Source organism: Sphingomonas sp. So64.6b, from assembly GCF_014171475.1.
GTDB classification, from domain to species: Bacteria; Pseudomonadota; Alphaproteobacteria; order Sphingomonadales; family Sphingomonadaceae; genus Sphingomonas; species Sphingomonas alpina_A.
Map to the genome: position 1 here is coordinate 4,396,592 of NZ_CP048817.1, position 24,345 is coordinate 4,420,936.

Below are 24,345 nucleotides of genomic sequence, written 5' to 3' on the forward strand. Positions count from 1 at the left end.
GCATCCAGGCGCGGTCAGTTGATCCACGACCATGTCCGTTTGGCGGATGACCGCGCATGGACCCTGAAACGAGTTCAGGGTGACGGGTTTTGGTTGGTTAAAGCCGTTCGACGATCGTCACATTGGCGATGCCACCACCTTCGCACATCGTCTGCAGGCCGTAACGCTTGCCGCGCGTGCGCAGCGCGTTGACCAGGGTTGCCATCAGCTTGGTGCCCGACGCGCCGAGCGGATGGCCGAGCGCGATCGCGCCGCCATTGACGTTGAGCTTGGCGGGGTCGGCGCCGACATGCTTGAGCCAGGCGAGCGGCACCGGGGCGAACGCTTCGTTGACCTCATACAGGTCGATATCCTCGATCTTCATGCCTGCGCGCTTCAGCGCCCGGTCGGTCGCGAACAGCGGCTCCTCGAGCATGATCACCGGATCGCCGCCGGTCACCGTCAGGTTGACGATGCGTGCGATCGGGGTGAGGCCATGCTCCTTGAGCGCGGCCTCACTGACGATCATCACTGCGCTCGCGCCGTCGCAGATCTGGCTGGCATTCGCGGCGGAGATCGCGCCGCCTTCCTGCAGCAGCTTCACCGAACCGATCGATTCGAGCGTCGCGTCGTAGCGGATGCCTTCGTCGCGGCGATGGCTTTCGATCCCGTCGGGCGTTTCGACATCGATGGCAACGATCTCGCGCTCGAACGCGCCGCTTTCGGTCGCGGCGATCGCGCGCTTGTGGCTTTCCAATGCGAATGTGTCGAGTTGCTCGCGGTTGAAGCCGTGCTTCTTGACGATCATCTCCGCGCCCATAAACTGGCTGAACATGATGCCGGGATATTTCGCTTCCAGGCGCGGCGACCTATAATTGCCCAACCCTTCCTTCATGTGGAGCATCGCGGTCGATCCCATCGGCACGCGCGTCATGCTTTCCACGCCGGCGGCGATGACGATGTCCTGCGTGCCCGACAAGACCGCCTGGGCAGCGAACTGGATTGCCTGTTGCGATGACCCGCACTGACGGTCGATCGATACGGCGGGCACGCTGTCGGGCAGGTTCTTCGCGGCAAGCACGGCGTTGCGACCGACCTGACCGGCCTGCTGGCCGCCCTGGCTGACACAGCCCATGATCACGTCGTCGACCGCCGCGCCGTCAAGTCCCGTGCGCTCGATCAACTGGTCGAGGACATGCGCCGCCATGTCGACCGGATGCGTGCCGGCAAGCTTGCCGCCGCGCCTGCCGCCGGCGGTGCGAACCGCATCCACGATATATGCCTCGGCCATTCCGACTCTCCTATAAGTCCCAATTTGCAACCTCTCTTGCTCAATCCGGCGTGCTCGGCAAGGGTCGCGCGAACAGCCTCATTGCCCGAAGCGGAGAGTCCCCGATGAAAGTGTCCGAAGCCGTAGCGGCACGCCGATCGGTGCGCGGTTTCCTCGATACGCCGGTCGATGCGGAGTTGCTGCGCGACGTGGTGACAAAGGCCGCACGAGCTGCGACCGGCGGCAATTTGCAGCCCTGGCATGTCGACCTGCTCAGCGGTGCGCCGCTGGCTGAGCTCAAGGCGATCGTCGCGGCGAAACTGATCGCCGGCGAGACCGAAGAGCCAGCTTATCAGATCTATCCGGCACCGCTCTCCGCCCCCTATCGCGACCGTCGCTTCGCGGTCGGTGAGGCGATGTATGGGGAGATCGGCATTCCGCGTGAGGACAGGGCGGCACGGCGCATGTGGTTCGCGCGCAACTTTCGGTTCTTCGGCGCGCCGGCCGCCCTGTTTTGCACCGTCGACCGTCAGATGGGGCCGCCGCAATGGGCCGATCTCGGCATGTATCTGCAGAATGTCATGCTGCTGGCGGTCGAAGCGGGGCTTGCGACCTGTCCGCAGGAATGCTGGGCGATGTATCCCGGGACGATCACGTCGTTCCTCGGCACGCCGGCCGAGCGCATGCTCTTTTGCGGCATGGCGATCGGTTATGAAGATACAGAAGAGCCCGCCAACCGCTTGCGCAGTTCACGGGCTCCGGAAGAGGAATGGCTGTCGGTACGGAGCTAAAGCACCACGGTTCGCGGTCTGGCTTCCTCGATCGCGACCAGAATCATGCGTTCCCACACCGCCGGGTCTCCGGCCGCGGCCATCGCCTCGTCGGGCGCGCGTAGCGTGTGCAGCACGGCGACCGCATCGTCGAGATGGTCTTTCCAGGCCCGTTCCACCAGATCGCGGGCGGAGTCTTCGTCGCCGTCGGCATTGGCGCTGATGCGCCGGCCGGCAAGCACCCGGGCGATCCGTTCGGCGGCTGGAGTGATGGCGACGTCCATGATGCTCTCCTCAGGGTTCACCCTGAACCAAACACCCGGGACGCCGCTGGTATCCCTTATGACGTCAAGCCGCTGGCGAACGACGTCCGCCGCCCGAATGCTGGCGGCGTGGACCGCCGCCCGCAGGACGGCCGGCATTGCCGCCGGAACGGCCCGGGCCACCGGGACGATGGCCGCCAGCCGGACGACCCGCACCCTCGGGACGGCCACCACCTGGACGACCGGCACCCTCGGCGCGCTGACCGGTCGGACGCGCGGCATGCGTTGCGCGCGGCGGCGCGCGGTGACGGCCGCTGTCGTCGCGGCGGCGCTCGTCATCGGCACCGGCCGGGCGGTTGGCCTTGATTTTCGCCGCCTCTGCGGTGAAGCCCTCGGGCAATTCCATCACGTTGGGCTTGACCCGCGTCAGCTTCTCGATGTCGCGCAGATATGGCCGCTCGTCGCTCGCGCAGAAGCTGATCGCCACGCCGCTCGCGCCGGCCCGTGCGGTCCGGCCGATGCGGTGGACATATTGCTCGGGCACATTGGGCAGTTCGAAGTTGAACACATGGCTGACGCCAGTCACGTCGATACCGCGCGCGGCGATATCGGTCGCGATCAGCACCTTGGCCTTGCCCGCCTTGAACTCGGCCAGCGCCCGCTCGCGCTGCGGCTGGCTCTTGTTGCCATGGATCGCGTTGGCGGCGATCCCGGCATGGCCAAGCAGCTTCACGACGCGGTCGGCGCCATGCTTGGTGCGGGTAAACACCAGCGCTCGCTCGACGGCTTCGTCGCGCAACAGGATGGTCAGCAGCGCCTGCTTCTCGGCCTGGTTGATGAAGGTGACATGCTGGTCGACGCGCTCGGCGGTAGTCGAAACCGGCGCGACCTTGACGGTCACCGGATCCTTGAGGAACTGGTCGGCCAGCTCGCGGATCGCGTTGGGCATCGTCGCCGAGAAGAACAGGGTCTGGCGCTGCTTGGGCAGCATCCGGACGATCTTGCGCAGCGCATGGATGAAGCCCAGGTCGAGCATCTGGTCGGCTTCGTCGAGGACGAGGATCTCCAGCGTCGCCAGGCTGACGAAGCGCTGCTCGATCAGGTCGAGCAGGCGGCCCGGCGTGGCGACCAGAATGTCGACGCCGCGTGCCATGTCCTGACGGTTCTTGTTGATGCTGGTGCCGCCGAACACGGTCGCGACCGACATTTTGGAGAACTTCCCGTAATCGCGCGCGCTATCGGCGATCTGGCTGGCCAGTTCGCGCGTCGGGGCGAGTACGAGCATGCGGCAATGCGTCGGCAGCACGCGCTTCTCTTCGTTGACCAGACGCTGGATCGACGGCAGCACGAATGCGGCGGTCTTGCCGGTGCCGGTCTGCGCGATGCCGAGCAGGTCGCGGCCTTCGAGGAGAGTCGGGATCGACTGCTTCTGGATTGGGGTGGGGGTGGTGTAGCCCTTTGCTTCGAGAGCGCGGACCAGGGGTTCGGCAAGGCCGAGATGTGCGAAAGACATGAGTATGGATAGCCTGAATCGGCCAAGGCGCGTCGAATCGACGCACCAATGGCGGGGATGGTGACACCCCGCGTGAAAAGGGAAGCCTGTTAAAAACGACCGAGGCGGAGCCGGAACCTTGCGGATCCAATCACGCTGCATGACGCCTCGATGGGCGCTATGTAGATGCTGCGCTGCAAAATGTCAATCTGGGCAAGATGGTCGGCGGCGGCTCTATACCCTGCGCGCGGTCACAATCCAGGCACGAGAGTCAAATAGGACTCCGTCGGCGGTCGCGTGCACATCCAGCAAGGCGCGTAGCCGTTGGTGGGCTTTGTCCGCTGTCGAGTGCGTATCGGTAAAGCTGTCCTGCATGAACAGCTCGACCACCGCGTCGTGCGCCGCATCGACGTTCGGTCCGTAAAAGACCGGTTCATGGACCTCGGCAAAGTCGATCGAGGCGAAGCCTGCTGCGGTCAAAATGCGCGAGGTGACCGCCCGATCGGCGAGCGAAAATGCTGGGCTTGCCTGTGTCGAAGAGGTTCGGGCCGGCGCCAGCGCCTGCTGGATGGCGATCGCCCATTCATTCTGCTTACGACCCTGCCACACCATCATTACGAGACGAGCGCCGGGGCGCATCGCCTGGCCGATATTAGTGAAGGCGGCGACCGGATCGGCGAAGAACATCGTCCCGAAACGACTGATGCACAGGTCGAAATACGCCGCCGGAAAGCGATACACCTGCGCGTCGCCCAGCTCGAAGGCGGCGTTGTGAAGTCCCGCCTTCGCACTGCGCCGGCGCGCAATTTCGAGCATGTCCTCCGCCACATCCACGCCGAGCACGCTTCCCTCCGCCGCGGCGCGGGCAGCATCCCGGGTGGATTGCCCTCCGCCGCAGCCGATATCGAGCACGCGATCCTGCAGACCGATCTTGAGGGCGGCTCGAAAATGTTCCTGGTGCCGGTGCAATTCAGCATCGTAAAAAGCTGCGCGATCCAAAGCCATCATTGCGCCTTTCCACGCTCACGGCGCAGCGCCGCCTGCACTGCAGGCCGCGCTTCGACGCGCGCCACATAGTCGCGATACGCATCGCCCAGCGGTAATTCCATCGCCAGTGCGCCACGCGCCATCGCGAACAGATAGGCATCGACCACGCCGAACGTCTCGCCGAACAGATAACCGTGCTGGAGCCGCGGGCAGAGATAACCGAACCATCGTACGATATCGTCGCCGACCGCCTCGCGCGCCTCCTCGGGAAGCGAGAAATAGATCGGAAAGCGCTTGTGAATCTCGCTGGCAATGCAGCTCAGCATCTCCAGCATCCGGTAATTGCCGAGCGCCCCCGCCGGCGCGAGATGCGCGGCGCGGTCGGCAATCCAGGCGAGGATCGCCACATTCTCCGTCAGCACCTCGCCATCGTCGAAGCGCAACGCGGGCACCTGTCCTTTCGGATTGACGGCGAGATAGCTGCTGCCATCGCCGAGACGCTTTGAATCGAGATCGACCTCGGAGAGCTCGAACGTAATTCCGGCCTCGAGCAGCGCGATATGGTCGGCAAGGCTGCTGAATTCTGGTGCGAAGAACAATATCATTGGATCAACCTCCATTCCCACGGACAAGTGACGGGAATCCCGACCGCCTCTGCAGCGACAGCGCGAGTGCGGGCGCGATGCAGCAAGCCGATGCGAGCGCGCAGCCGGTAAAGCCGAACTGCCCGAACAGTGGCCGGTAGAAAAATGCACCAGCCGAGACGGCGAGATAGGTAACGGCGCTATAAAGGCCCAGAATCGCACCGCGCAGCTGGCCGTCGAGCGCAGTCAGCCAGCCGACGATCAGGTTAAGGCCGATATGGTTGGCGACACCCCAAACCAGGCAGAGGATGATGAGAATCGCCGCATGGTCCGAAGCCGCGGCCAGCGCGAAATAGACGAGCCCGAGCCCCATAAACGCGACCGGCGCTGTAGCGGCTGAGCCATAGCGGTCGAGCAAGCGATCCGCGAATGCTGCAACCCCGAAGCCCAGCCCGTAGGCGGCAGGCGCGAGGCCGGCCATCGTTGTCGAGAGCTGCAAGGGGCCGGTGAGGTGCGGACCGAGATAAGCGTAAAGGCCGTAAAAGGCGGTCATATAAGTGGCGACCGTCAGCAGCGCTGGGGCGATGCCCGGCACGCGTAGCGCGGTTAGCGGTGAATTCGCGCGCAGCGAAAGAGCGGAGGACGGAAGCGGGAAAGCCAGGTCCCGGCTACGGCCAGCCTTCGCGACCAGCCCGCCGGCCGCGACCGCAAGCAAAGCGAATACAAGGCGCCAATGGATGAAATCGGCGATAATGGCGGACAGGCTGACGCCGAGCACCAGGCTGACGGTCCATCCGGTGAGGACCCATCCCAGCGTCTCGCTCTCGCGTCCTTTCTCGGCAACCAGCGCCGATAAAGCGTAGATCGCCGGCAGCGCACATCCCGCCGCCAGCCCCGCAAGCGCCTGAGCAAGGCAAAACACGACCAGGTTTGGCGCGAAGGCCGACAAGACGAGCCCCGCCGTCAGAACCAATAGCGAGCGGATGAGCGCCGCCCGGTGCCCGACCCGATCGATCGTGGGAGCGAGCAGCAACGCACTTGCGGCGGTCGCAAGGCCGTAGATCACGGCGGCATTCATCACGTCCGGCGCATCAGCGCCGGCAAAGGAGTGCGCGACCGTGCCAGCGATCGGGCTCAACGCCAGCGAGTTTGCACCGATCACCGCGATCGATCCGGCCAACGAGATTAGCTTGCGCATTGCCATGTTTGCGTCCTAATTTCATTCGGCTTTTCATTGAAAACTACGAATGAAATTCAGGAAAGGGCAAAAATGTCGGGTACGGAAAAAACAGATATTGTTCGGCAAGCGCAGCCGATCGGGCGGCCTATCGATGGTTTGGACCGAAAAATATTAGGCGTGCTCGCCGCCAATGCGGATGTCAGCTATGTGGAGCTCGGCCAGATGGTCGGCTTGTCGGCGCCCGCGGTTCATGACCGGGTGAAGAAGCTGCGCGCGTCGGGGTGCCTGCGCCGCACGGTCGCGGTGCTCGACGCCGCCGCAATCGGCAAGCCATTGCTCGCCTTCGTCCATGTCGACAACACCGGCTGGTGCAAAACCGCAGAACTGATGGCGTGGGCCGAACTGCCTGAGGTCGAGGAGATCCACTCGGTCGCCGGCGATACCGGTATGCTGCTCAAGGTGCGTTGCGCGTCCGGTCTCGCATTGGAGGCGTTGCTTGCGCGGCTCTACGCAATGCCGGGCATCAGGAGCACGCGCAGCTATGTTGTCCTGTCGACCTATCTGGAGCGCACATCACAGGCCGGTATCACCGATTTCCCGGAGGCCGGGTAATTTCCGCCTGATGGTTCGGCCTGCCGTGAATGACTGGAAATCATGCGAAGCCGCCGCAGCCTATGGCTGACTTTGCGACCTTCTCAGTCGCCAATCGAACGGATGACCCTTGCCGGGTTTCCGCCGACAAGAGTGTTGGGGAGGATATCCCCGGTGACCACCGAACCCGCCGCCACAACAGAATTTTCGCCTATCGTTACCCCGCCGATGATCGTTACGCCGGCTGCGATCCAGACGTTCCTCTCAATCACGATAGGCTTTGCGATCACGAAGTCGCGCCGCCGGGAAGGTTCGACCGGATGACCCGACGTAATGATGCTGACGTTCGGCCCGATCATTACGTCATCGGCGATGTCGATCCCGCCAAGGTCGTACATGGTGCAATTCTGGTTTATGAACACATTGCGTCCAACGCGGATATTCTCGCCGCCGGTCGTATAGAATGGCGGGATCAGCGAAAAACTGTCGTCCACCCTGTTGCCGATCAAATCGCTGAACATTGCTCGGATTTCGTCCGCATCGTCGAACGTCAAACGGTTGAGGATCGGGGTGATCGCCATCGCCCGCTTGACGCTCGCCACCATGGCTGCCGATTCCGGCGTCCTCCTGGGAATAATCCTTGTGCCGTTGTCATTCGACATTCGTTGTTTTCCTCGGGCCATGCCCGCACCCTCAGCGCTGATACGCCTTGGGCAATGCTCCCTCCTGCGGCACCAGATAGCGATCGCGCAGCATGCCCTGGCGCGTCTCGAGCGGTTGTTTGACCCCATCGATATAAACCGAGAGCGCAGCCGTATCGAGTTCGAGCGGGTCGCCGCTCCAGATCACCACATCGCCGCGCCGGCCGGGGCGCAGCGAGCCGATCTCGCCGCCCATGCCGATCGCTTCGGCCGGAATTGAGCTGATCGCGGCAAAGGCGCTGTTCCAGTCGAGTCCGGTCGCGCCGGGCAATTTCGTCAAGGCGACAAGGTTTCCGGCATATTGTTTTTCGAGCCGCGCCTGGCGCGCTTCATTGTCGTTGATCATGCCGATCCCGACCTGCACGCCCGCCGCCTTCATCCGGCCGATGTTCGACTGAGTCGATCCAAGCTGCTCGAACGACGCGGGCAGGTCGGTCAGCGCGCTGGCGATCACCGGCACGCGCGCGGCTGCAATCTGTGGCGCCACGATCCAGCCTTCCGCCGCGCCGACGAACACCAGCTTCAGCGCAGGCATTTCTTTTTTGAGGTCGAGCAGCACCAAAATGTCGGAGGCGCGTTCGACATGGATCAGCAGCGGCATGCGGCCGCTCACCACTGCACCGAGCGCTTCGGCATCGGCGCGGGTGAGCAACGCATCCTTGCCGAGATCGGCATAGCCCGCCGGGTTGCGCGCATAATCGCGCGCCTGGACTAGCGCGTTGCGGAACTGCAGGATCGCCGATGCGCGGCTGCCGCCGCCGGCGCGTGCGCCGGATTCGCCATATTCCATGAACTGGAAGGCACGCGCGCGCGTTACCGCGTCGCGATCCGCGCCGAGATCGATCACCGCGCCCATGCCGGCAAAGACCGAACCGTTATTGTCCGGCGCGACGATAGCGCGAGTCACGCCCTCGGCGCGATTGAGCGGGATCGAACTCGACTTGGGATTGACCGCCGGCGCGATATCGATCGCGGCATGGAACGGGCTGCTCGATGCGCCCGAATCATTGGTCTGCGAAACGCCGTCGACTTCGATGATACCCATGCGAGTGAAGCCGGCGACGATGCCGGGTGTGACCCAGCGGCCGCCGGCATCGACCGTCTCAATGCCGGCAGGAGTGGCGATGGCTGCGCCTGCTGCGACGATCTTGCCATCGCGCACCACGACGGTGCCACGCTCGATCGGTGCCGATCCGTCGCCGATCACCAGCTTCGCATTGACGATCGCGACCGATTGCGCGGCAGCCGGAGTTGCCGTGCCAATCAATGTCAGGGGCGCGACGGCGCAGAGCAGAAGGCGCTTCACTTCACATCTCCCGCGCCGGGCTGGCCAAGCTCGAAATCGGACACCGGCCGGAGTTTCGGATTGTTCGCATCGTACAGCAGGGCGCCATCGATCCAGACCTTTTCAGGGCGCGAATAGACGCTGAACGGATTGCCGTTCCACAGCACGACATCGGCCATCTTGCCCGGCTTCAGGCTACCGGTGCGGTCAGCGATGCCGAGCGCCTTTGCCGGGTTGATCGTCAGCCATTCCCACGCCACGGCGTCCGAAATGTCGATCCCCGCGCGCCGCCCGGCGGCCAGCGCCTTAGCGACTTCCTGGTTCAAACGCTGGATGCCGTTCTCGTCGTCGCTATGGATCATCGCGCAGGCGCCAGCCTTTTGCAGCAGCGCGAGATTCTCGCTGATCGCGTCATAGCTTTCCATCTTGAAGCCCCACCAGTCGGCCCAGACCGCCGCGCAAGTGCCGTTCTGCTTCAACAGGTCGCCGATCTTATAGGCCTCGACCGCATGGTGGAACGCGGCGACATGATAGCCGAACTCTTTGGCCATATCCATGACGATGGCCATTTCGTCGGCGCGGTAGCAGTGATTCTGGACGAGGATTTCGCCGTCGAGCACGCCGCGCAGCGTGTCCATCGCGATGTCGCGGGTCGGTGCGTCGCCGCCCTCCTTCTCGTACTTGTCCCATTTGCGCTTATACTCGACCGCCTTGGCCCAAGTCTGGCGATCGACCGCGATATTGCCCATCCGGGTCGAGGGCTGGCGGCCCTTGCCGCCATAGACGCGTTTGGGATTCTCGCCGCAGGCCATCTTCAGGCCGTACGGCGCGCCGGGGAATTTCATGCCCTGCATGGTGCGCGCATAGACATTCTTGAGCACGACCGACCGTCCGCCCATCAGATTGGCCGACCCGGGCAGGATTTGCAGCGTGGTGACTCCGCCATTGGTCAGCGCGCGGCTGAACCCCGGATCCTGTGGCCAGACGCTGTGTTCGGCCCAGACATCGGCGGTGATCGGCCCGGTCGCTTCATTGCCGTCCGAATTGGCTTCGACCCCGGGCGAGGGGTAATCGCCGAGATGGCTATGGATATCGATGATACCGGGCGTCACGACCTTGCCGGTGCCATCGACCACCGTCGCGCCTTCGGGCACGGTGAAGTCGGACGCGCCCAATGCGACGATCTTGCCGTCGGCGAACAGTACCGATCCGTTGCTGAAGGTGCCGCCCTCGCCATCGAAGATGGTGACATTGGTGATCACCGTCGGGGTGCCGGGATAGGCTTTGTAGGTCGAGGGATAGGGATCGTGGCTGAGGCTTTTGCGTGGTGCGGAGTCGCTTGCGCTCTTCGGCTTGTCGGCATTGGCGTCGGTGGCGCAGGCCGAGAGCAGAGCGGCCATCGCACAGGCCATCAGCGCGGCGCGTGGCCCCCTCTTCGCGGCACGCAACTCCTGTGCTGCCCGAAACCCGTTCGCCATGACGCCCCCTGTTTATCGGACCCGGCGTTGTCCCGGGAAGCGCCTGAAATCCGTTAGCGCGGCCCCCATGTCAACTGCCGTGTCAACCGCGCCTTGTCGAAAATCAGTCGCCGGCGAGCCAGGCTTCGGCGGCGGCAAGCGCCTTGGGATCGTCGACATCGATCCAGTCGATATCGCTGCAATCGACCACGCCCGCGGCGCGATCGGCGGCGAGCAAGCGTACCGCGTCGGTGATCGACGGCTCGGCCAGGTTTTCGAGCGCGGCGAAGAACGGCGCCCCGACCGCGAACACGCCGGTGTCGTAGCAATCATGCGGCGCCATGCCCTTGCCGATCGCGACGATTCGGTCGCCCTCAGTGGCGACGAAAGTCACGTCATCGGGGTCGACCCAGGGATGCCCGAGCCGGCGATCGATGCCGAGATTGAGCCCGTCGCCCGCGCCCGTATCGGCCATTCTCGCGTAGAGCTTCGGATCGGCCAGATGGTCGCACATCGCCAGCAATGTAGCGTCGCCCGCCAGCAACGGTGCGGCGGCTAGTGCGGACACACCGTTGGGCTGACGCCAGTCGGCGGTCAGCGCGGTCTCGACGGTGACCGGCCAGTCACGCGACGCAAGATGCGCCTCGATCGCTTCGGCACGGTAACCGGTCGTGACGATAATTCGGGCGATCCCCGCTGATGCCATGCGTTCGATCGCATGGTCGATCAGCGGTTTTCCGCCCACGACGCAGAGTGGTTTGGACTCGGCGGCCGATCGCAGGCGGGTGCCGGCACCCGCCGCGAGCAGTACCGCCGTCGTGATTCGATTCACGCAGCGGCGGCGATGAAGTCTTCAACCGCAAGCTGCGCCAGATCGTCGGTCATCTGGATCGGAGGATGCTTGCAGAAATAGGCCGATGCCGGATGGATCGGGCCGCCCATGCCGCGATCGCTGGCGAGCTTCGCGCAGCGGATCATGTCGATCGCGACGCCGGCCGAATTGGGGCTGTCCTCGACCGAGAGGCGCAGTTCCAGGTTCATCGGCACGCCGCCGAACATCTGGCCTTCCATGCGCAGGAAGCAGACCTTGTTGTCGTTCTGCCACGCGACATAATCGCTCGGGCCGATGTGCACATTGTCGTCGGTCAGGCGCTCTGCCGCGACCGATTGCACCGCTTCGGTCTTGGAAATCTTCTTCGATTCCAGGCGACGATGGTTCGACATGTTGAGGAAGTCGGTATTGCCGCCGGTATTGAGCTGATAGGTGCGGTCGAGCTTCACGCCGCGCTTGGCGAACAGGTCGGTCAGCACGCGGTGGACGATCGTCGCGCCGAGCTGCGCCTTGATGTCGTCACCGACGATCGGCACGCCGGCATCCTCGAAGCGCTTGGCCCAGACGGCGTCGCTGGCGATGAAGACAGGGATGTTGTTGACGAAGGCAACGCCCGCTTCGAGCGCGCATTCGGCATAGAATTCGGTCGCCTTCTGGCTGCCGACCGGCAGATAGTTCATCAGCACATCGGCCTTGCTCTCGCGCAGCGCGGCGACGACTTCGGCCTTGGTCGGCTGGGGCAGGTCGGCGACGATGAAGGTACGGTCATCGGCATAATCGGCCATATGCTCGGCCACGCCGTCCAGGACATTGCCCATCTTCACCTTGACGCCGCTTGGCGGCACATCGGCGCAGAACACCGCGGTGCAGTTCGGCTTGGCGAAGATCGCATCGGACACGTCGACGCCGACCTTGCGCGTATCGACGTCCCAGGCTGCGACGACCTTGATGTCGCTCGGCTTGTAGCCGCCCAGGTCCCAATGCATCAGGCCGACATGGTCGTTCGACCCCTTGTGGTAGAATGCCAGGCCCTGGACCAGCGAGCTGGCGCAGTTGCCGATGCCGATCACTGCGACATTGATGGTTTTCATGATTGAGGTAGCCCCTTCGATATTCAAATGTTCAAATGATGGTGTAGCGGATGGCGACCATATAGGTGCCGATGGTCATGTATTCACGGGTGCGGCGCCGCCCGGATGCACCAGGTCGGCTTCGACGCGCCGATGCCAGACGAGCGTGGCAATGATCAAGAGGGTTAACGGTACGATCTCGAACCACCAGAACAGGCGGGGATTGCCCACCAGGCAGGCGACGAAGATCGCCAGAACGCGCATATTGGCGCTTTCCAGCGCCATCAATTTCATCACCGGCGCAGCGCGCAGGCCGTAATCGGCGCCAAAGCGAGCGGGGTCGCGATTCGACCGCAGTGCCCGGTCGAACGGATCGGCGAGCCGGTCGACGACATGCGAGATCGCGTCATAACCACGTTCGAGCAGGCCGCCGGTCCGGGCCGGCGGTGATTCGCCCGAATCACCACGCAGCCGGCGATGGAAGCGTGCGCGCTCCGCCTCGTACAGGCTCGACTGAATGATGTGCGCAGCACCTGCGGTGACTGCCAGCGCCCAGCCTTCGCCGGTGCCGATCGAGGTGGCGATCACGATATAAATGAGGATGAAAACGCCGTGATCGCACACGCCGTCGAGCAGGCGGCCAAAGGGGCTGGCGGTCTGAGTCGCGCGCGCAACCATGCCGTCCAGGCCATCGGCGATGAGCCAGCCGATCGACAAGATCAGGCCGAGGACCGCAGCGAGCGGCGTATCCCAATTCCAATAAGCGATGGCCGCCCCGATGCCGAGAGCGAGACCAATGACCGATACCGCATTGGCGGAGACGCGCCATGCAAGCGCCACCGGAAGGAGCCGCCGTGCGGTAGGGTGGATCAGCCAGAGATTGGTTGGATCTTCTATCCGCCTGTCTCGGGTGCCGTCAGGCGTTGGGGGTGTCATCGGATCGCCGTCATGCCGATAAGGCAGTGTTTTTGCAAGAGACGACGCGACGAACGGTGACGTAGCCACCCCGTCACCGCCGTAAAGAGCTAAAGACTCCGCCCGATCAACTCCTTCATAATCTCGTTGGTTCCGCCATAAATCCGGCTGACGCGCGCGGCACGCCACATCCGCGCGATCGGATATTCGTTCATATAACCGGCGCCGCCATGGAGCTGCAGGCACTTATCCATCACCTCCCATTGCAGCTCGGTGTGCCACAGCTTGGCCGCGGCACCCTCGACCGGAGTCAGTTCGCCTTTCAGGTGACGCGCGATCGCCCAGTCGAGATGCGCCCAGCCGACCTGCAGCTTCGATTTGATGTCGGCGAGCACGAAGCGCGTATTCTGGAAATCGAACACCATGCCGGCAAACGCCTTGCGGCTCTTGGTGAATTCGACCGTCTCGTCGAATGCCTTTTGCGCCGACGCCTGTGTCCCGACCGCGATCGACAGCCGCTCCTGCGGCAGCTGGCTCATCAGATAGATGAAGCCCTTGCCTTCCTCGCCCAGACAATTGGTCATCGGCACGCGCACGTCCTCGAAGAACAGTTCGGAGGTGTCGGCGGCATCCTGGCCGATCTTGTCGAGCTTGCGCCCGCGCTTGAATCCCTCGCGGTCGCTTTCAATCAGCAGGATCGACATACCCTTATAGGCCGGCTTGGCATCGGGATCGGTCTTGGCGACGACCAGGATCAGGTCGGCATTCTGGCCGTTGGTGATGTAGGTCTTGGAGCCATTGACGACATAATGATTACCGTCCTTCTTGGCCGAGGTGCGGATCGCCTGCAGGTCGGATCCGGTGCCCGGCTCGGTCATCGCGATCGCGGTGATCGTTTCGCCCGACACGAAGCGCGGCAGCCAATGCGCCTTTTGCTCGTCCGATCCGTAAGCGACGATATAGTCGCAGACGATGTCGCTGTGCAGCGTGAAACCGGCGGGCACGCCATTATAGGCAAGCTCTTCGTTGACGATCGAATTGTACCCGAAGTCGAGGCCGAGACCGCCATATTCCTCCGGCACAGTCGGGCACAGCATCCCGATCTCGCCCGCCTTGCGCCAGAATTCCTTCGGTACAAGGCGGTTTTCTTCCCAGGTCGCGACATTGGGCACGCCTTCCTTTTGCAGGAAGCTGCGCACCGTCTGACGGAACGCTTCATGGTCTTCATTATAAGCGAAGCGGCCGGGGATGGCGTCGAGCATGGGATCAGTCCTCTCTTGAAACCTTTTCTCCGGTTTGGTCGTACTTGACGTATAGGTCAAGCGGGTAGCGCTCGACAGCGCGTATGAGGGGGGTATGCTTAGGCAAAATCCCAGGAGACCGCATGAAACTGGCCAGCCTCAAGTCCGCCGACCCAAAACAAGGGCGCGACGGAAAACTCGTCATCGTCTCCAACGACCTCGCCTGGTACGCCGATGCCAGCCATATCGTCCCGACACTCCAGGGAGCGCTCGACGATTGGGACCGGTTGCTGCCCGCTCTGCAGAATCTCGCGACCGATCTCGAACATGAGATGATCCCGATGCGGCGTTTCCACGAAAACGACGCCGCGTCGCCGTTGCCGCGCGCTTATCAATGGGCCGATGGTTCGGCTTATGTGAATCATGTCGCTCTGGTGCGGCAGGCGCGGGGCGCGGAAATGCCCGAAAGCTTCTGGCACGATCCGCTCATGTATCAGGGCGGTTCGGATGGTTTCCTCGGACCCCGCGACCCGATTCCGCTCGCCGATGAGGCATGGGGCTGCGACCTCGAGGCCGAAGTGGTGGTGGTGACCGGCGACGTGCCGCTCGGTGCGACCCGCGAACAGGCGTTGGACGCGGTGCGGCTGGTCGGCCTGACCAACGATGTCAGCTTGCGCAACCTGATCCCGGATGAGCTCGCCAAGGGTTTCGGTTTCTTCCAGTCCAAGCCGGCCAGTGCCTTCTCGCCGGTGTTCGTCACCCCCGATGCGCTTGGCGACTGGTGGAAGGACGGCAAGCTCCATCGCAAACTGATGGTCGATCTCAACGGCAAGCCGTTCGGCCGCGCCGAGGCGGGCGAGGACATGACCTTCGATTTCGGCACGCTGATCGCGCACGCGGCCAAATCGCGCGCGCTTGGCGCGGGCACGATCATCGGTTCGGGCACCGTGTCGAATCGCGACGCCGATGGCGGGCCGGGCAAGCCGATCGCCGATGGCGGCGTGGGTTATTCCTGCCTCGCCGAGGTGCGAACGGTCGAGACGATCAAGGGTGGCAAAGCGGTCACCCCGTTCCTGACCAAGGGCGACACGGTGCGTATCTGGGCGGAAGACGACAAGCACCACCCGATCTTCGGGGTGATCGAGCAAGTGGTCGGCGGCTGAGCCCGAGCCTTCTCCTTCAGCGGGTGGCGATGCGGCGGTCTTGATACTTGTCGGCGGGGAATTCGTTGTGGTGACGTGACGATCGAGCGCGGCTATCGCGCTCGATATGAAGCCAAGCACCACCGCCTTCGCCATCGCGACACTAGGCATCGCCTTGTTCTCGTGCATGGACGCGTTGATGAAGGGGCTGACGCTTGCGATCGGCGCCTATAACACGTTGCTGTGGCGCAACCTGGCGGGGGTCGCGATCAGCGGTGTGCTGTTCCTTGCGACGCGAACCGCCTGGCCGGCAAAGGCGGTGATGCGCGTCCATCTGATTCGCGGCGGCGTGTCGGCGGTGATGGCGGTGACCTTTTTCTGGGGCCTGGCGCGGGTGCCGATGGCACAGGCGGTGGCGCTCGCGTTTATCGCGCCGCTGATCGCGCTGTTCCTCGCCGCTGTCCTGCTCAAGGAGCATATCGGGCGGACCGCGATCATCGCCTCGCTGCTGGCGATCGCGGGGGTCGGCATCATCCTGGCCGGGCAGGCCCGCGCCGAACTCGGGCATGAGGCGCTGCTCGGCACGATCGCGATCCTGATCTCGGCGGTGTGCTATGCGTATAATATCATCCTGATGCGGCAGCAGGCGCAGCTTGCCGGGCCGATCGAGATCGCCTTTTTCCAGAGCGCGATCGTCGCAGGGATCCTCGCGCTCGCGGCACCCTGGCTGGCCGCGGTGCCGGACCTAGTCCATGCGCCGGCGATGGTCGGCGCGGCATTGCTCGCGGTCGGCTCGCTGTTGCTGCTCAGCTGGGCCTATGCGCGGGGCGAGGCGAGTTATCTCGCACCGACCGAATATACGTCTTTCCTGTGGGCCGCGCTGCTCGGCTGGCTGGTGTTCGGCGAAACCGTCTCGCTTTTCACGCTGGCCGGTGCCGCGCTGATCATCATCGGGTGCGTGATCGCGGCGCGCCGCCGCCCCGTCGCAATTTCCAATGTGGAGGCCGCCATATGAGCATTATCATCCGTTCCGCCATTCCCGCCGATGTCGCTAGGATCCTGGGTTTCGTGCGCGAGCTCGCCGAATTCGAGCGCGAGCCCGATGCGGTCACTGCGACCGCACCGCATCTGCAAGACGCGCTGTTCGGTCCGCACCCGGCGGCCGAAGCGGTGATCGCCGAGCGGGACGGCGTGGCCGTCGGCATGGCGGTGTTCTTCCACAATTTCTCGACCTGGACCGGGGTGCGCGGAATCTGGCTGGAGGATCTCTATGTCACCCCGGCGGCGCGCGGCTCGGGGGCGGGCAAGGCCTTGCTCGTCCATCTTGCCGGGCTGGCGGTCGATCGCGGCTGCGCGCGGTTCGAATGGGCGGTGCTCGACTGGAATGTCCGCGCGATCGATTTCTACCGCGCGATGGGGGCTGAGGCGATGGATGAATGGACCACGCAACGTGTGTCGGGCGAAGCGCTTGCCAGATTGGCGGGCAGGGGCTGATGGCCTGGGTTCTGCTGATCGTCGGCGGCTGTTTCGAGATCGGCTTCACCACCTGTCTTCGTTATGTCGATGGCTTTCGTAATCTACCCTGGACGCTGGGTTTCCTTGCTTCGGTGGCGCTGTCGATGGCGTTGCTGGAAGTCGCGTCGCGGTCGATTCCGATGGGTACGGCCTATGCGGTATGGGGTGGGATCGGCGCGCTTGGCACGGTACTGGTCGGCATCGTCTGGTTCGGCGAACCGGCGAGCTTGCCGCGTCTGTTGCTGATCCTTGGTGTGGTGTTGTGCATCGCCGGGCTCAAGCTGACGTCGGGGCATTAAGAAGACTGGGGAGGAGGACAGGATGGCGCTCGATACAGGCCTGATCGACTGGGTGGCCGAGGCGATGGCGCCGATCGGTACGGTGACGATGCGCCGTATGATGGGCGGCGCGACGCTTTATCTCGACGGGACGATTTTCGCGATCAGCAGCCGGGATGCGCTGTGGTTCAAGGCGGATGGCGAGAGCGACGCCGCCTGGGACGCAGCCGGCTGTCCCCGCTTTGCCATGGAGAGGCGTGACGGGAGTATCGCGTCGATGAACTATCGCCGCGCGCCCGACGATGTGTACGACGATGCCGATGCGCTCAGGGAATGGGCGGGGCTGGCGCTGGCGGCCGGGATGCGCGCACCGTCCAAGAAAGCAAAGTCTAGGAAGGGCGAGGTGAAAAAAACCGGGGCGCGAACGACGCGATAAGCGCCGCAACGAGTAAAGCGACCCAGGCGAGGACAAAGCCGGTCATCATTGTCGTATTGGGGAAATGGCCAAGCCCGTAAAACGCGGCCACTGCGCCAGCCCAAATGGGTATGCCAAAGAACCCCGCCAGTCGCCCTTTCGACAGCGCCAGCAATGGGCCGATACACATCGTGCCCAGTGCCAGCAGCACGAACTTGACATGCACCGCCCACCACAGCCAATCGATTAGCGTCTGGGTGCCCGGCAGGTCGCGCAAGATGAAATAAAGGATGACGCCTTCGACCTCATCGCTGACGCCGGCGATGGTCAGCGCCACCACCACAGCCATAGGCCAGAAGCCCCGCGCGCGCGTTGCCCAGGTGCCGAGGACCAGAAAAGCAGTATAGGCTGGGATAAAGCCGAATTCGTCGAGCAACAGGCCCGTCTTCTGCGCCGCGACCAGCGCCGACCGACACGGATCGCTGCCGAACAGCGTCGCGACATCCGCCGGGGTGCGTACGAATTCGAACGCGATGATCGGGCTAAGACCCCCGGTCGGGCCGCATGCGACCAGACCGGGGATTTGACCGAACAGCCAGGAGCAGAAGAACGCGACGACACCGGCCGCCGCGCAGAACCGCCAGGCCGTCCGGTCGCTCACGCGTCCTTGGCTGCCTTTGCGGCGTCGATCGCTTCCATCACGATCCGCCGCGCTTCCTCGGCATCGCCCCAATTGCCGATCCGCACCCATTTCTGGGGTTCCAGATCCTTGTAGTGGGTGAAGAAATGCTCGATCTGTGCGAGCACGATCGATGGCAGGTCGCCGCGTTCGCCGACGTCGGTGTAATAGGGGAAGGTCGTGTCGACCGGCACGGTGATGAGCTTTTCATCGCCGCCCGCTTCGTCTTCCAGCTTGAGCACGCCGATCGGGCGAACCCGAACCACGCTGCCCGGAATGAACGGCGATCGCGCGATGACCAGCGCGTCGAGCGCGTCGCCGTCGGGCGACAAGGTGTGCGGAATGAAGCCGTAATTCGCCGGATAGCGCATCGGCGTGTGCAGGATGCGATCGACGAACAATGCGCCGCTCGCCTTGTCGAATTCATATTTCACCGGCTCGCCGCCGACCGGCACCTCGATGATGACGTTGAGGCTGTTCGGCGGATCATCGCCGACCGGAATCATATCGATACGCATTTTGGATCCTTCACTGCGTTCAGGGCGCGGCGCCGGCCTGCTTTCCCTCCCGGCGAGAGGGAAAGCGGACCGGCGCCGCACGTCCCCGCGTCAGCGGGGCGACAAAAGCTTATCCAGGCCACCCTCTCCGGTGCCGATCTTTTCCAGGCGCGGATAACGCGGGCCACCATGATAGTCGATGGAAACCGTATCGAGCCGCTCGCCATTTTTGACCAGCAACCGGATCGAGTCCTTTGAGGTCTTTGCCGCAACGATCGCCGCCTTCAACACCGTATCGCTATAGGCGAGATCGTTGACCGCCATCACCTTGGTGCCGATGTCGAGTCCCGACTTGTAGGCCGGGCTGTCCCAGCCGACCGAGGTGATCTCGCCGTCCTTGTCGATCACCAGTCCCAGCGAATAGGTCAGGTCGGTCTTCTTGCCGGTCGTCTCGCTGTTCTTGAACGCCGGCGTCGGCTCGTCGGTATAGATCAGCCGGTAGCCGTTGGCGACAAACCCGCCGAGCGGGGCAGGTGCGCCGGTTTCGTTGATCCGCGTGCCGAGAAAGCCGTTCCAGTCATAGGGCTGAATCGCGTTTAGCGTCGCAACCACATCGTCGAAAGTGTAGGTTACCTGACCCCAGTCGCCGTCGTTGATACCGAAAAACGCTTTCGCGAAGTCGTCGATCGATTTGGTCCCGCCCGATTGCTTGCGCAGGATCGAATCGACCTCCATCCAGATCAGCAGGCCTTCATTGTAATAATCCTCGGAGCGCTGATAGCTGGTCCAGCCCTTGGGCTTGCGCTGCGACATCACGGGGTCGTTGGTGGTGTCGACCATCGGCCGCCAGTCGCGTGCCGGGCGATTGTCCAGGCTGGCGAGGATCGAGGCGTACATGTCGAGCGTATCCTGTTTCGACACGATCCCCGATCGCGCCTGCAGCACATATCCCCAGAATTGCGTCTGACCTTCATAGACCCACAACAAGCTGCCGCGCATCGGGGTACGGAAATCGGGCGTCCACAGATCGGCGCCGCGGCGGAACTTGCCATCCCAGCTATGCGTGAATTCATGCGGCAACAGGTTGCGCGATCCCGGGCCGTCTTTCCATTTGGTGAAATAACCGGGCTTCACACCGTTTTCGGATGAGCGGTGATGTTCAAGCCCGATGCCGCCCAGATCGTCGCTGATCGACAGCAGGAATTCATAATTGTCGTAATGCTGCGCGCCGAAATTCCTGACCGCCTGATCGACTAGCTTCTTGTGCACGTCGATCTGTTCGGGCGTGGCGACCAGTTCTTCGGGCGTGTCGGCGACGACGTTGAGATTGACGCGCGGCGACAGTTCCCAGCGTTTGAAATAGCGCCCGGCGAGCACCGGAGAATCGACCAGCACTTCGTAATTGGTCTTTTCATAAGCATAGGTCGATCCGACCAGCTTGGACGGCAGCGCCGATGCGGCGGTCCAGCCATCGGGATATCTTACGCTCGCCTTGATCGGAATCTGACGCGTGAAATAGCCCGCCGGATAAAGGCTCATCGAATTGAACTGCAGGCTGAGCATGCGCGGCGTCACCACGATACGGCCCTGGTCGGCCTTGGTTGCCGAGAGGAATTTCAGGTCGATATCGATATTCTTCGCGCCCTTCGGCACGTCGATATGGAAAGCGAATACGTCCACCGGATCGCGCTTCCACGGCACCGGCTTGCCATTGGCGCTGATCTTCAGGGCCGCGAGCTTCTCGATCTCGCCACGCGGACTGTGCGCGCCGGGTAGCCATTTCGGATAGAGCAGGACCATCGGCCCCGCTTCGCGCACCGGGATTGTTTCCTTGACCGTGAAGATGCCGCGCTTGGTGTCGGTCGCATCGACGTCGAGCGTGATCGTGCCGGGATAGGCGATATCGCGTGCCGCCGGGATCGTGTCGACATAAGGCACCGGCTGCGGTTTCGAATTCTCGGCGAGTACGGGCGTTCCCAGCAGCGCGGTGGACGCGAGCAGCGTGGCGGCAAACAACGGACGGATCATAGGGGACTGGCCTTTCGGCAAAGGGGGAGGATGTGCGTGGCTTAAGCCCGCAATACAGCGACCGTCCAGCCCCGCAGCCGCCCAAGCGCCGTTTGCGTCGGCCGTGCGAACGGCGCCGACTTTATCTCAGCCGCCCAATACGTTGATGGTAAAGGCAAGCACGCCGATGTTGAAGATGAAAGCGGCGAGGCAATGGCCGACCACCACACGGCGGATACGTGGCGAGCTTATCTCCACATCGGACGTCTGGAAGGTCATGCCGAGCGTGAAGCTGAAATAGACGAAATCCCAATAATCGGGCTCACCGGTGGCGGGGATATCGACTCCGCCGCTATCCTTGCCTTTGCCATTATCGACATAGAAGAGGTGCGCATAGTGCAGCGCGTAGACGGTATTGGAGAACAGCCAGGCGAGGATCAGCGTGACGACGATCATCGCCGCGCCGAAGCTGCTGCTTTTGCCGCCCAACATTTCGCTCACGACCGAGACGAGGATCACTGTCGTCACCGTCGCGGTGAGCGCGAGCAAGAGCGCGCGGTTTGCGTCATTGTCCCTGGCGTGCCGGCGCATGTCCTTCGCTTCGCTGCCGAGCAGCGGCGTGACCAGCGCAAGGAAGGCGGCAGCGGCAATGTCGAACGCCGCCATCGTGCCGAGGCCCTTGCCCAATGCGGGGATCGGGATCAGCACGATCAACCCCATTATGAAGACCAGCACAAATGTCAGAAAGCGCGGCGGCGCGATCTTGTTGCCGAGACCCAGGTTTTTCAGCGCCATCTCGAAGGTCTAGCGCTCCTTCCCGCGCTCGCATAGAGAGCAGCCGCACATGGCACGCATCGAAACCCCCAAACGCATTCGCGGCACGCAGGATATCTTTGGCGAGGAGCAGCGTCGTTTCGCGCGCGTTGTCGATGCATTCGAATATGTCCGCCGACTTTATTGTTTCCAGCGCGTCGAGGTGCCGATCTTCGAATCGACCGCGGTGTTCGCGCGCTCGCTCGGCGAGACGACCGATGTCGTGTCGAAGGAGATGTACAGTTTCGAGGATCGCGGCGGAGACTCGCTCACCTTACGGCCCGAATTCACCGCCGGCATCGCGCGCGCCTATCTGACCGAGGGCTGGCAGCAATATGCGCCGTTGAAGCTGGTCACGCATGGCCCGGTGTTCCGCTACGAACGTCCGCAAAAGGGCCGCTATCGCCAGTTCCACCAGATCGATGCCGAGATCATCGGCGCGCCTGAGGCGGCGGCGGATATCGAGCTGCTCGTCTTTGCCGACCAATTGCTGCGCGAGTTGAAGATCAGCGATGGCGTGACCTTGCAGCTCAACACGCTCGGCGATGCCGAAACGCGCGACGCGTGGCGCGCCGCGCTGGTTACCCATTTTGAGCAGCACGAAGGCGATCTGTCGCAGGACAGCAAGGACCGGCTAACGCGTAATCCGCTACGCATCCTCGACAGCAAGGATCCGAAGGACCGACCGATCGCCGACGCCGCGCCCGATATCGACTCTTACCTGACGTCCGAAGCGGGCGGGTTCTTCGAGAGCGTGGCCAAGGGCCTCGACGCCGCCGGCGTCGCCTGGACGCGCAATTCGCGGCTGGTGCGCGGGCTCGATTATTACCGGCATACCGCGTTCGAGTTCGTCACTGACCGGTTGGGTGCGCAGGGCACAGTGCTGGCCGGTGGACGCTATGACGGGCTGATCGGTTCGCTCGGCGGACCGGAGACGCCGGGGATCGGCTGGGCGGCCGGTATCGAGCGGCTGGCGATGTTGCTGGACGAGCCGGATGCCGAAAATTTCGAAGTTGCCGTTGTCCCTGATCGCGCCGAATTTGAAGAACGGGCGATTGGGATAGTGGCTCAGCTACGTAGGGCGGGTATTTCGTGCGATTTGGCCTTCCGGGGGAATGCCAAACGCCGCACCGAACTCGCGATCAAACGCAATGCCGGAGCAATTTTGTTCTTGCGCGATGAGAACGAACCGAGCGGCGACTTGTATCTGAAGTACTTGGGCAACGACATTGAGGGCGTGCGAGACATCGCGGCAAGAGTACAAACGGCGTTGGGCGTTTCGAACCTTTATAGCGGTACCAGATGACCGCAATCTCCGCAGCACGGATCGCGCAGATCGAGGCGCGGCGCGATGAGTTGCAGGCGCTAATGGCGACCGGCGACTTGCCCAGCGACCGCTTTGTCGCGGTGTCCAAGGAATATGCCGAGCTCGAACCCGTCGCGCGCGCGGCGGGCGAAGTGCGGCGACTGCGCGCCGAACTCAACGTGCTCGCCACCATGGAGGGCGATGCCGACCCCGAGATCAAGCAGATGGCGCGCGAGGAGATCGAGGCGATCCGCGAGACCCTGCCTGCCGCCGAGCGGGCGCTGGCGCTCTCGCTGCTGCCGCGCGATGCCGCCGATGAGCGCGCCGCGATGCTCGAAATCCGCGCCGGCACCGGTGGCGACGAGGCGGCTTTGTTCGCCGGCGACCTGTTCCGTATGTACCAGCGCTATGCCGAGAGCCAGGGCTGGCGGGTCGAGCTGATCTCCGCATCGAGTTCGGAGGCCGGCGGCTTCAAGGAAGCGGTCGCTTCGGTCGAGGGCAAGGGCGTGTTCGCGCGATTGAAGTTCGAAAGCGGCGTGCACCGCGTGCAACGTGTGCCCACCACCGAGGCGGGCGGGCGCATCCATACCTCGGCGGCGACTGTCGCGGTCTTGCCTGAAGCGGAAGAGGTTGACGTCAAGATCGACGACAAGGATCTGCGCATCGACGTGTATCGCTCGTCCGGACCGGGCGGGCAATCGGTCAACACCACCGACAGCGCGGTGCGCATCGTGCATATCCCGACCGGGCTGGTGGTGATTCAGCAGGACGAGAAGTCGCAGCACAAGAACAAGGCCAAGGCGCTCAAGGTGCTGCGCACGCGGCTCTATGAGGCTGAGCGCGAGCGGTTGCACAATGAACGCGCCGGTGCGCGCAAATCGATGGTCGGATCGGGCGACCGCTCGGAGCGCATCCGCACCTATAATTTCCCGCAGGGGCGCGTCACCGACCACCGCATCAACCTGACCCTCCACCGCCTGCCCGAGATCCTCGAGGGCGATATGAACGAGCTGATCAGCGCGCTGATCGCCGAGGACGAGGCCGAACGGCTGGCGACTTTGGATGCGGCCTGATTC

General features: G+C 63.5%; 26 protein-coding genes. 9 read left to right on the forward strand and 17 right to left on the reverse strand.

The window, feature by feature from the left end:
- Positions 1-97 precede the first annotated feature (97 nt).
- Complete coding sequence (locus G4G27_RS21130) at positions 98-1,270, reverse strand: acetyl-CoA C-acetyltransferase (RefSeq protein WP_183110461.1); 1,173 nt, start codon at positions 1,268-1,270, stop codon at positions 98-100.
- Between the two features lie 104 nt (positions 1,271-1,374).
- Here G4G27_RS21130 and G4G27_RS21135 point away from each other — a divergent pair, with 104 nt between their 5' ends.
- Positions 1,375-2,040, forward strand: a complete 666-nt coding sequence (locus G4G27_RS21135) for a nitroreductase family protein (protein ID WP_183110462.1) — start codon at positions 1,375-1,377, stop codon at positions 2,038-2,040.
- Here the strand turns inward: G4G27_RS21135 and G4G27_RS21140 are convergent.
- The 5 genes from G4G27_RS21140 to G4G27_RS21160 all read right to left on the reverse strand — a co-directional run bounded on the left by G4G27_RS21140 (position 2,037) and on the right by G4G27_RS21160 (position 6,549).
- Entirely contained in the window at positions 2,037-2,303 is a 267-nt protein-coding gene (locus tag G4G27_RS21140) for a hypothetical protein (protein WP_183110463.1), read from the reverse strand. The two genes, G4G27_RS21135 and G4G27_RS21140, sit on opposite strands and share 4 nt — an antisense overlap.
- 64 nt (positions 2,304-2,367) lie before the next feature.
- Positions 2,368-3,795: a DEAD/DEAH box helicase gene (locus G4G27_RS21145; RefSeq protein WP_183110464.1), complete on the reverse strand. Its 1,428-nt coding sequence runs from the start codon at positions 3,793-3,795 to the stop codon at positions 2,368-2,370.
- A 213-nt stretch (positions 3,796-4,008) separates the two neighbouring features.
- Positions 4,009-4,782: a class I SAM-dependent methyltransferase gene (locus tag G4G27_RS21150; RefSeq protein ID WP_202049610.1), complete on the reverse strand. Its 774-nt coding sequence runs from the start codon at positions 4,780-4,782 to the stop codon at positions 4,009-4,011.
- Positions 4,779-5,366: a glutathione S-transferase N-terminal domain-containing protein gene (locus tag G4G27_RS21155; RefSeq protein ID WP_183110465.1), complete on the reverse strand. Its 588-nt coding sequence runs from the start codon at positions 5,364-5,366 to the stop codon at positions 4,779-4,781. The genes G4G27_RS21150 and G4G27_RS21155 overlap by 4 nt, the downstream gene beginning before the upstream one ends.
- 4 nt (positions 5,367-5,370) lie before the next feature.
- On the reverse strand, positions 5,371-6,549 hold the full coding sequence (locus tag G4G27_RS21160; RefSeq protein ID WP_183110466.1) for an MFS transporter: 1,179 nt from the start codon (positions 6,547-6,549) through the stop codon (positions 5,371-5,373).
- A gap of 153 nt (positions 6,550-6,702) precedes the next feature.
- Between G4G27_RS21160 and G4G27_RS21165 the strand changes: the two genes are divergently transcribed.
- Entirely contained in the window at positions 6,703-7,137 is a 435-nt protein-coding gene (locus G4G27_RS21165) for an Lrp/AsnC family transcriptional regulator (protein ID WP_202049611.1), read from the forward strand.
- 83 nt (positions 7,138-7,220) lie between these two features.
- Here G4G27_RS21165 and G4G27_RS21170 read toward each other — a convergent pair whose 3' ends face one another.
- The 7 genes from G4G27_RS21170 to G4G27_RS21200 form a co-directional block, all read right to left on the reverse strand.
- On the reverse strand, positions 7,221-7,799 hold the full coding sequence (locus G4G27_RS21170) for a sugar O-acetyltransferase (protein WP_202049612.1): 579 nt from the start codon (positions 7,797-7,799) through the stop codon (positions 7,221-7,223).
- A gap of 10 nt (positions 7,800-7,809) precedes the next feature.
- Positions 7,810-9,123 (reverse strand): amidohydrolase family protein, encoded by a 1,314-nt coding sequence (locus G4G27_RS21175; protein WP_183110468.1) that lies wholly within the window; start codon positions 9,121-9,123, stop codon positions 7,810-7,812.
- Positions 9,120-10,514 (reverse strand): amidohydrolase, encoded by a 1,395-nt coding sequence (locus tag G4G27_RS21180; RefSeq protein WP_183113945.1) that lies wholly within the window; start codon positions 10,512-10,514, stop codon positions 9,120-9,122. The genes G4G27_RS21175 and G4G27_RS21180 overlap by 4 nt, the downstream gene beginning before the upstream one ends.
- Positions 10,515-10,683: 169 nt before the next feature.
- Positions 10,684-11,391, reverse strand: coding sequence for an NTP transferase domain-containing protein (locus G4G27_RS21185; RefSeq protein ID WP_244624446.1), 708 nt, complete (start codon positions 11,389-11,391; stop codon positions 10,684-10,686).
- Positions 11,388-12,482 carry an inositol-3-phosphate synthase gene (locus G4G27_RS21190; RefSeq protein ID WP_183110469.1) on the reverse strand — a complete coding sequence of 365 codons (1,095 nt, stop codon included), beginning with the start codon at positions 12,480-12,482 and terminating at the stop codon, positions 11,388-11,390. Before G4G27_RS21190 ends, G4G27_RS21185 begins: the two co-directional genes overlap by 4 nt.
- Positions 12,483-12,557: 75 nt before the next feature.
- Complete coding sequence (locus G4G27_RS21195) at positions 12,558-13,301, reverse strand: CDP-alcohol phosphatidyltransferase family protein (RefSeq protein WP_183110470.1); 744 nt, start codon at positions 13,299-13,301, stop codon at positions 12,558-12,560.
- A 185-nt stretch (positions 13,302-13,486) separates the two neighbouring features.
- Complete coding sequence (locus G4G27_RS21200) at positions 13,487-14,638, reverse strand: acyl-CoA dehydrogenase family protein (RefSeq protein WP_183110471.1); 1,152 nt, start codon at positions 14,636-14,638, stop codon at positions 13,487-13,489.
- Between the two features lie 122 nt (positions 14,639-14,760).
- Here G4G27_RS21200 and G4G27_RS21205 point away from each other — a divergent pair, with 122 nt between their 5' ends.
- The 5 genes from G4G27_RS21205 (at position 14,761) to G4G27_RS21225 (ending at position 17,988) form a co-directional block, all read left to right on the forward strand.
- Positions 14,761-15,780: a fumarylacetoacetate hydrolase family protein gene (locus tag G4G27_RS21205; protein ID WP_183110472.1), complete on the forward strand. Its 1,020-nt coding sequence runs from the start codon at positions 14,761-14,763 to the stop codon at positions 15,778-15,780.
- Positions 15,781-15,886: 106 nt separating this feature from the next.
- Positions 15,887-16,774: a DMT family transporter gene (locus G4G27_RS21210; protein ID WP_183110473.1), complete on the forward strand. Its 888-nt coding sequence runs from the start codon at positions 15,887-15,889 to the stop codon at positions 16,772-16,774.
- Positions 16,771-17,253 (forward strand): GNAT family N-acetyltransferase, encoded by a 483-nt coding sequence (locus G4G27_RS21215; RefSeq protein WP_183110474.1) that lies wholly within the window; start codon positions 16,771-16,773, stop codon positions 17,251-17,253. The genes G4G27_RS21210 and G4G27_RS21215 overlap by 4 nt, the downstream gene beginning before the upstream one ends.
- Complete coding sequence (locus tag G4G27_RS21220) at positions 17,253-17,573, forward strand: multidrug efflux SMR transporter (protein WP_183110475.1); 321 nt, start codon at positions 17,253-17,255, stop codon at positions 17,571-17,573. Before G4G27_RS21215 ends, G4G27_RS21220 begins: the two co-directional genes overlap by 1 nt.
- Before the next feature lie 22 nt (positions 17,574-17,595).
- Complete coding sequence (locus G4G27_RS21225; RefSeq protein ID WP_183110476.1) at positions 17,596-17,988, forward strand: TfoX/Sxy family protein; 393 nt, start codon at positions 17,596-17,598, stop codon at positions 17,986-17,988.
- On the opposite strand, the gene G4G27_RS21230 is transcribed toward G4G27_RS21225, so the two are convergent.
- From G4G27_RS21230 to G4G27_RS21245, 4 genes are all read right to left on the reverse strand, one after another.
- Complete coding sequence (locus tag G4G27_RS21230; RefSeq protein ID WP_183110477.1) at positions 17,942-18,628, reverse strand: hypothetical protein; 687 nt, start codon at positions 18,626-18,628, stop codon at positions 17,942-17,944. The two genes, G4G27_RS21225 and G4G27_RS21230, sit on opposite strands and share 47 nt — an antisense overlap.
- Positions 18,625-19,164 carry an inorganic diphosphatase gene (ppa, locus tag G4G27_RS21235; RefSeq protein WP_183110478.1) on the reverse strand — a complete coding sequence of 180 codons (540 nt, stop codon included), beginning with the start codon at positions 19,162-19,164 and terminating at the stop codon, positions 18,625-18,627. Before ppa ends, G4G27_RS21230 begins: the two co-directional genes overlap by 4 nt.
- A 90-nt stretch (positions 19,165-19,254) precedes the next feature.
- Positions 19,255-21,171: a M61 family metallopeptidase gene (locus G4G27_RS21240; protein ID WP_183110479.1), complete on the reverse strand. Its 1,917-nt coding sequence runs from the start codon at positions 21,169-21,171 to the stop codon at positions 19,255-19,257.
- Positions 21,172-21,297: 126 nt separating this feature from the next.
- On the reverse strand, positions 21,298-21,945 hold the full coding sequence (locus G4G27_RS21245; protein WP_183110480.1) for a DUF1345 domain-containing protein: 648 nt from the start codon (positions 21,943-21,945) through the stop codon (positions 21,298-21,300).
- A gap of 49 nt (positions 21,946-21,994) precedes the next feature.
- Between G4G27_RS21245 and hisS the strand changes: the two genes are divergently transcribed.
- Together hisS and prfA are read left to right on the forward strand one after the other, a co-directional pair.
- Positions 21,995-23,269, forward strand: coding sequence for a histidine--tRNA ligase (gene hisS, locus G4G27_RS21250; RefSeq protein WP_183110481.1), 1,275 nt, complete (start codon positions 21,995-21,997; stop codon positions 23,267-23,269).
- On the forward strand, positions 23,266-24,342 hold the full coding sequence (gene prfA, locus G4G27_RS21255; protein WP_183110482.1) for a peptide chain release factor 1: 1,077 nt from the start codon (positions 23,266-23,268) through the stop codon (positions 24,340-24,342). Before hisS ends, prfA begins: the two co-directional genes overlap by 4 nt.
- Positions 24,343-24,345 lie beyond the last annotated feature (3 nt).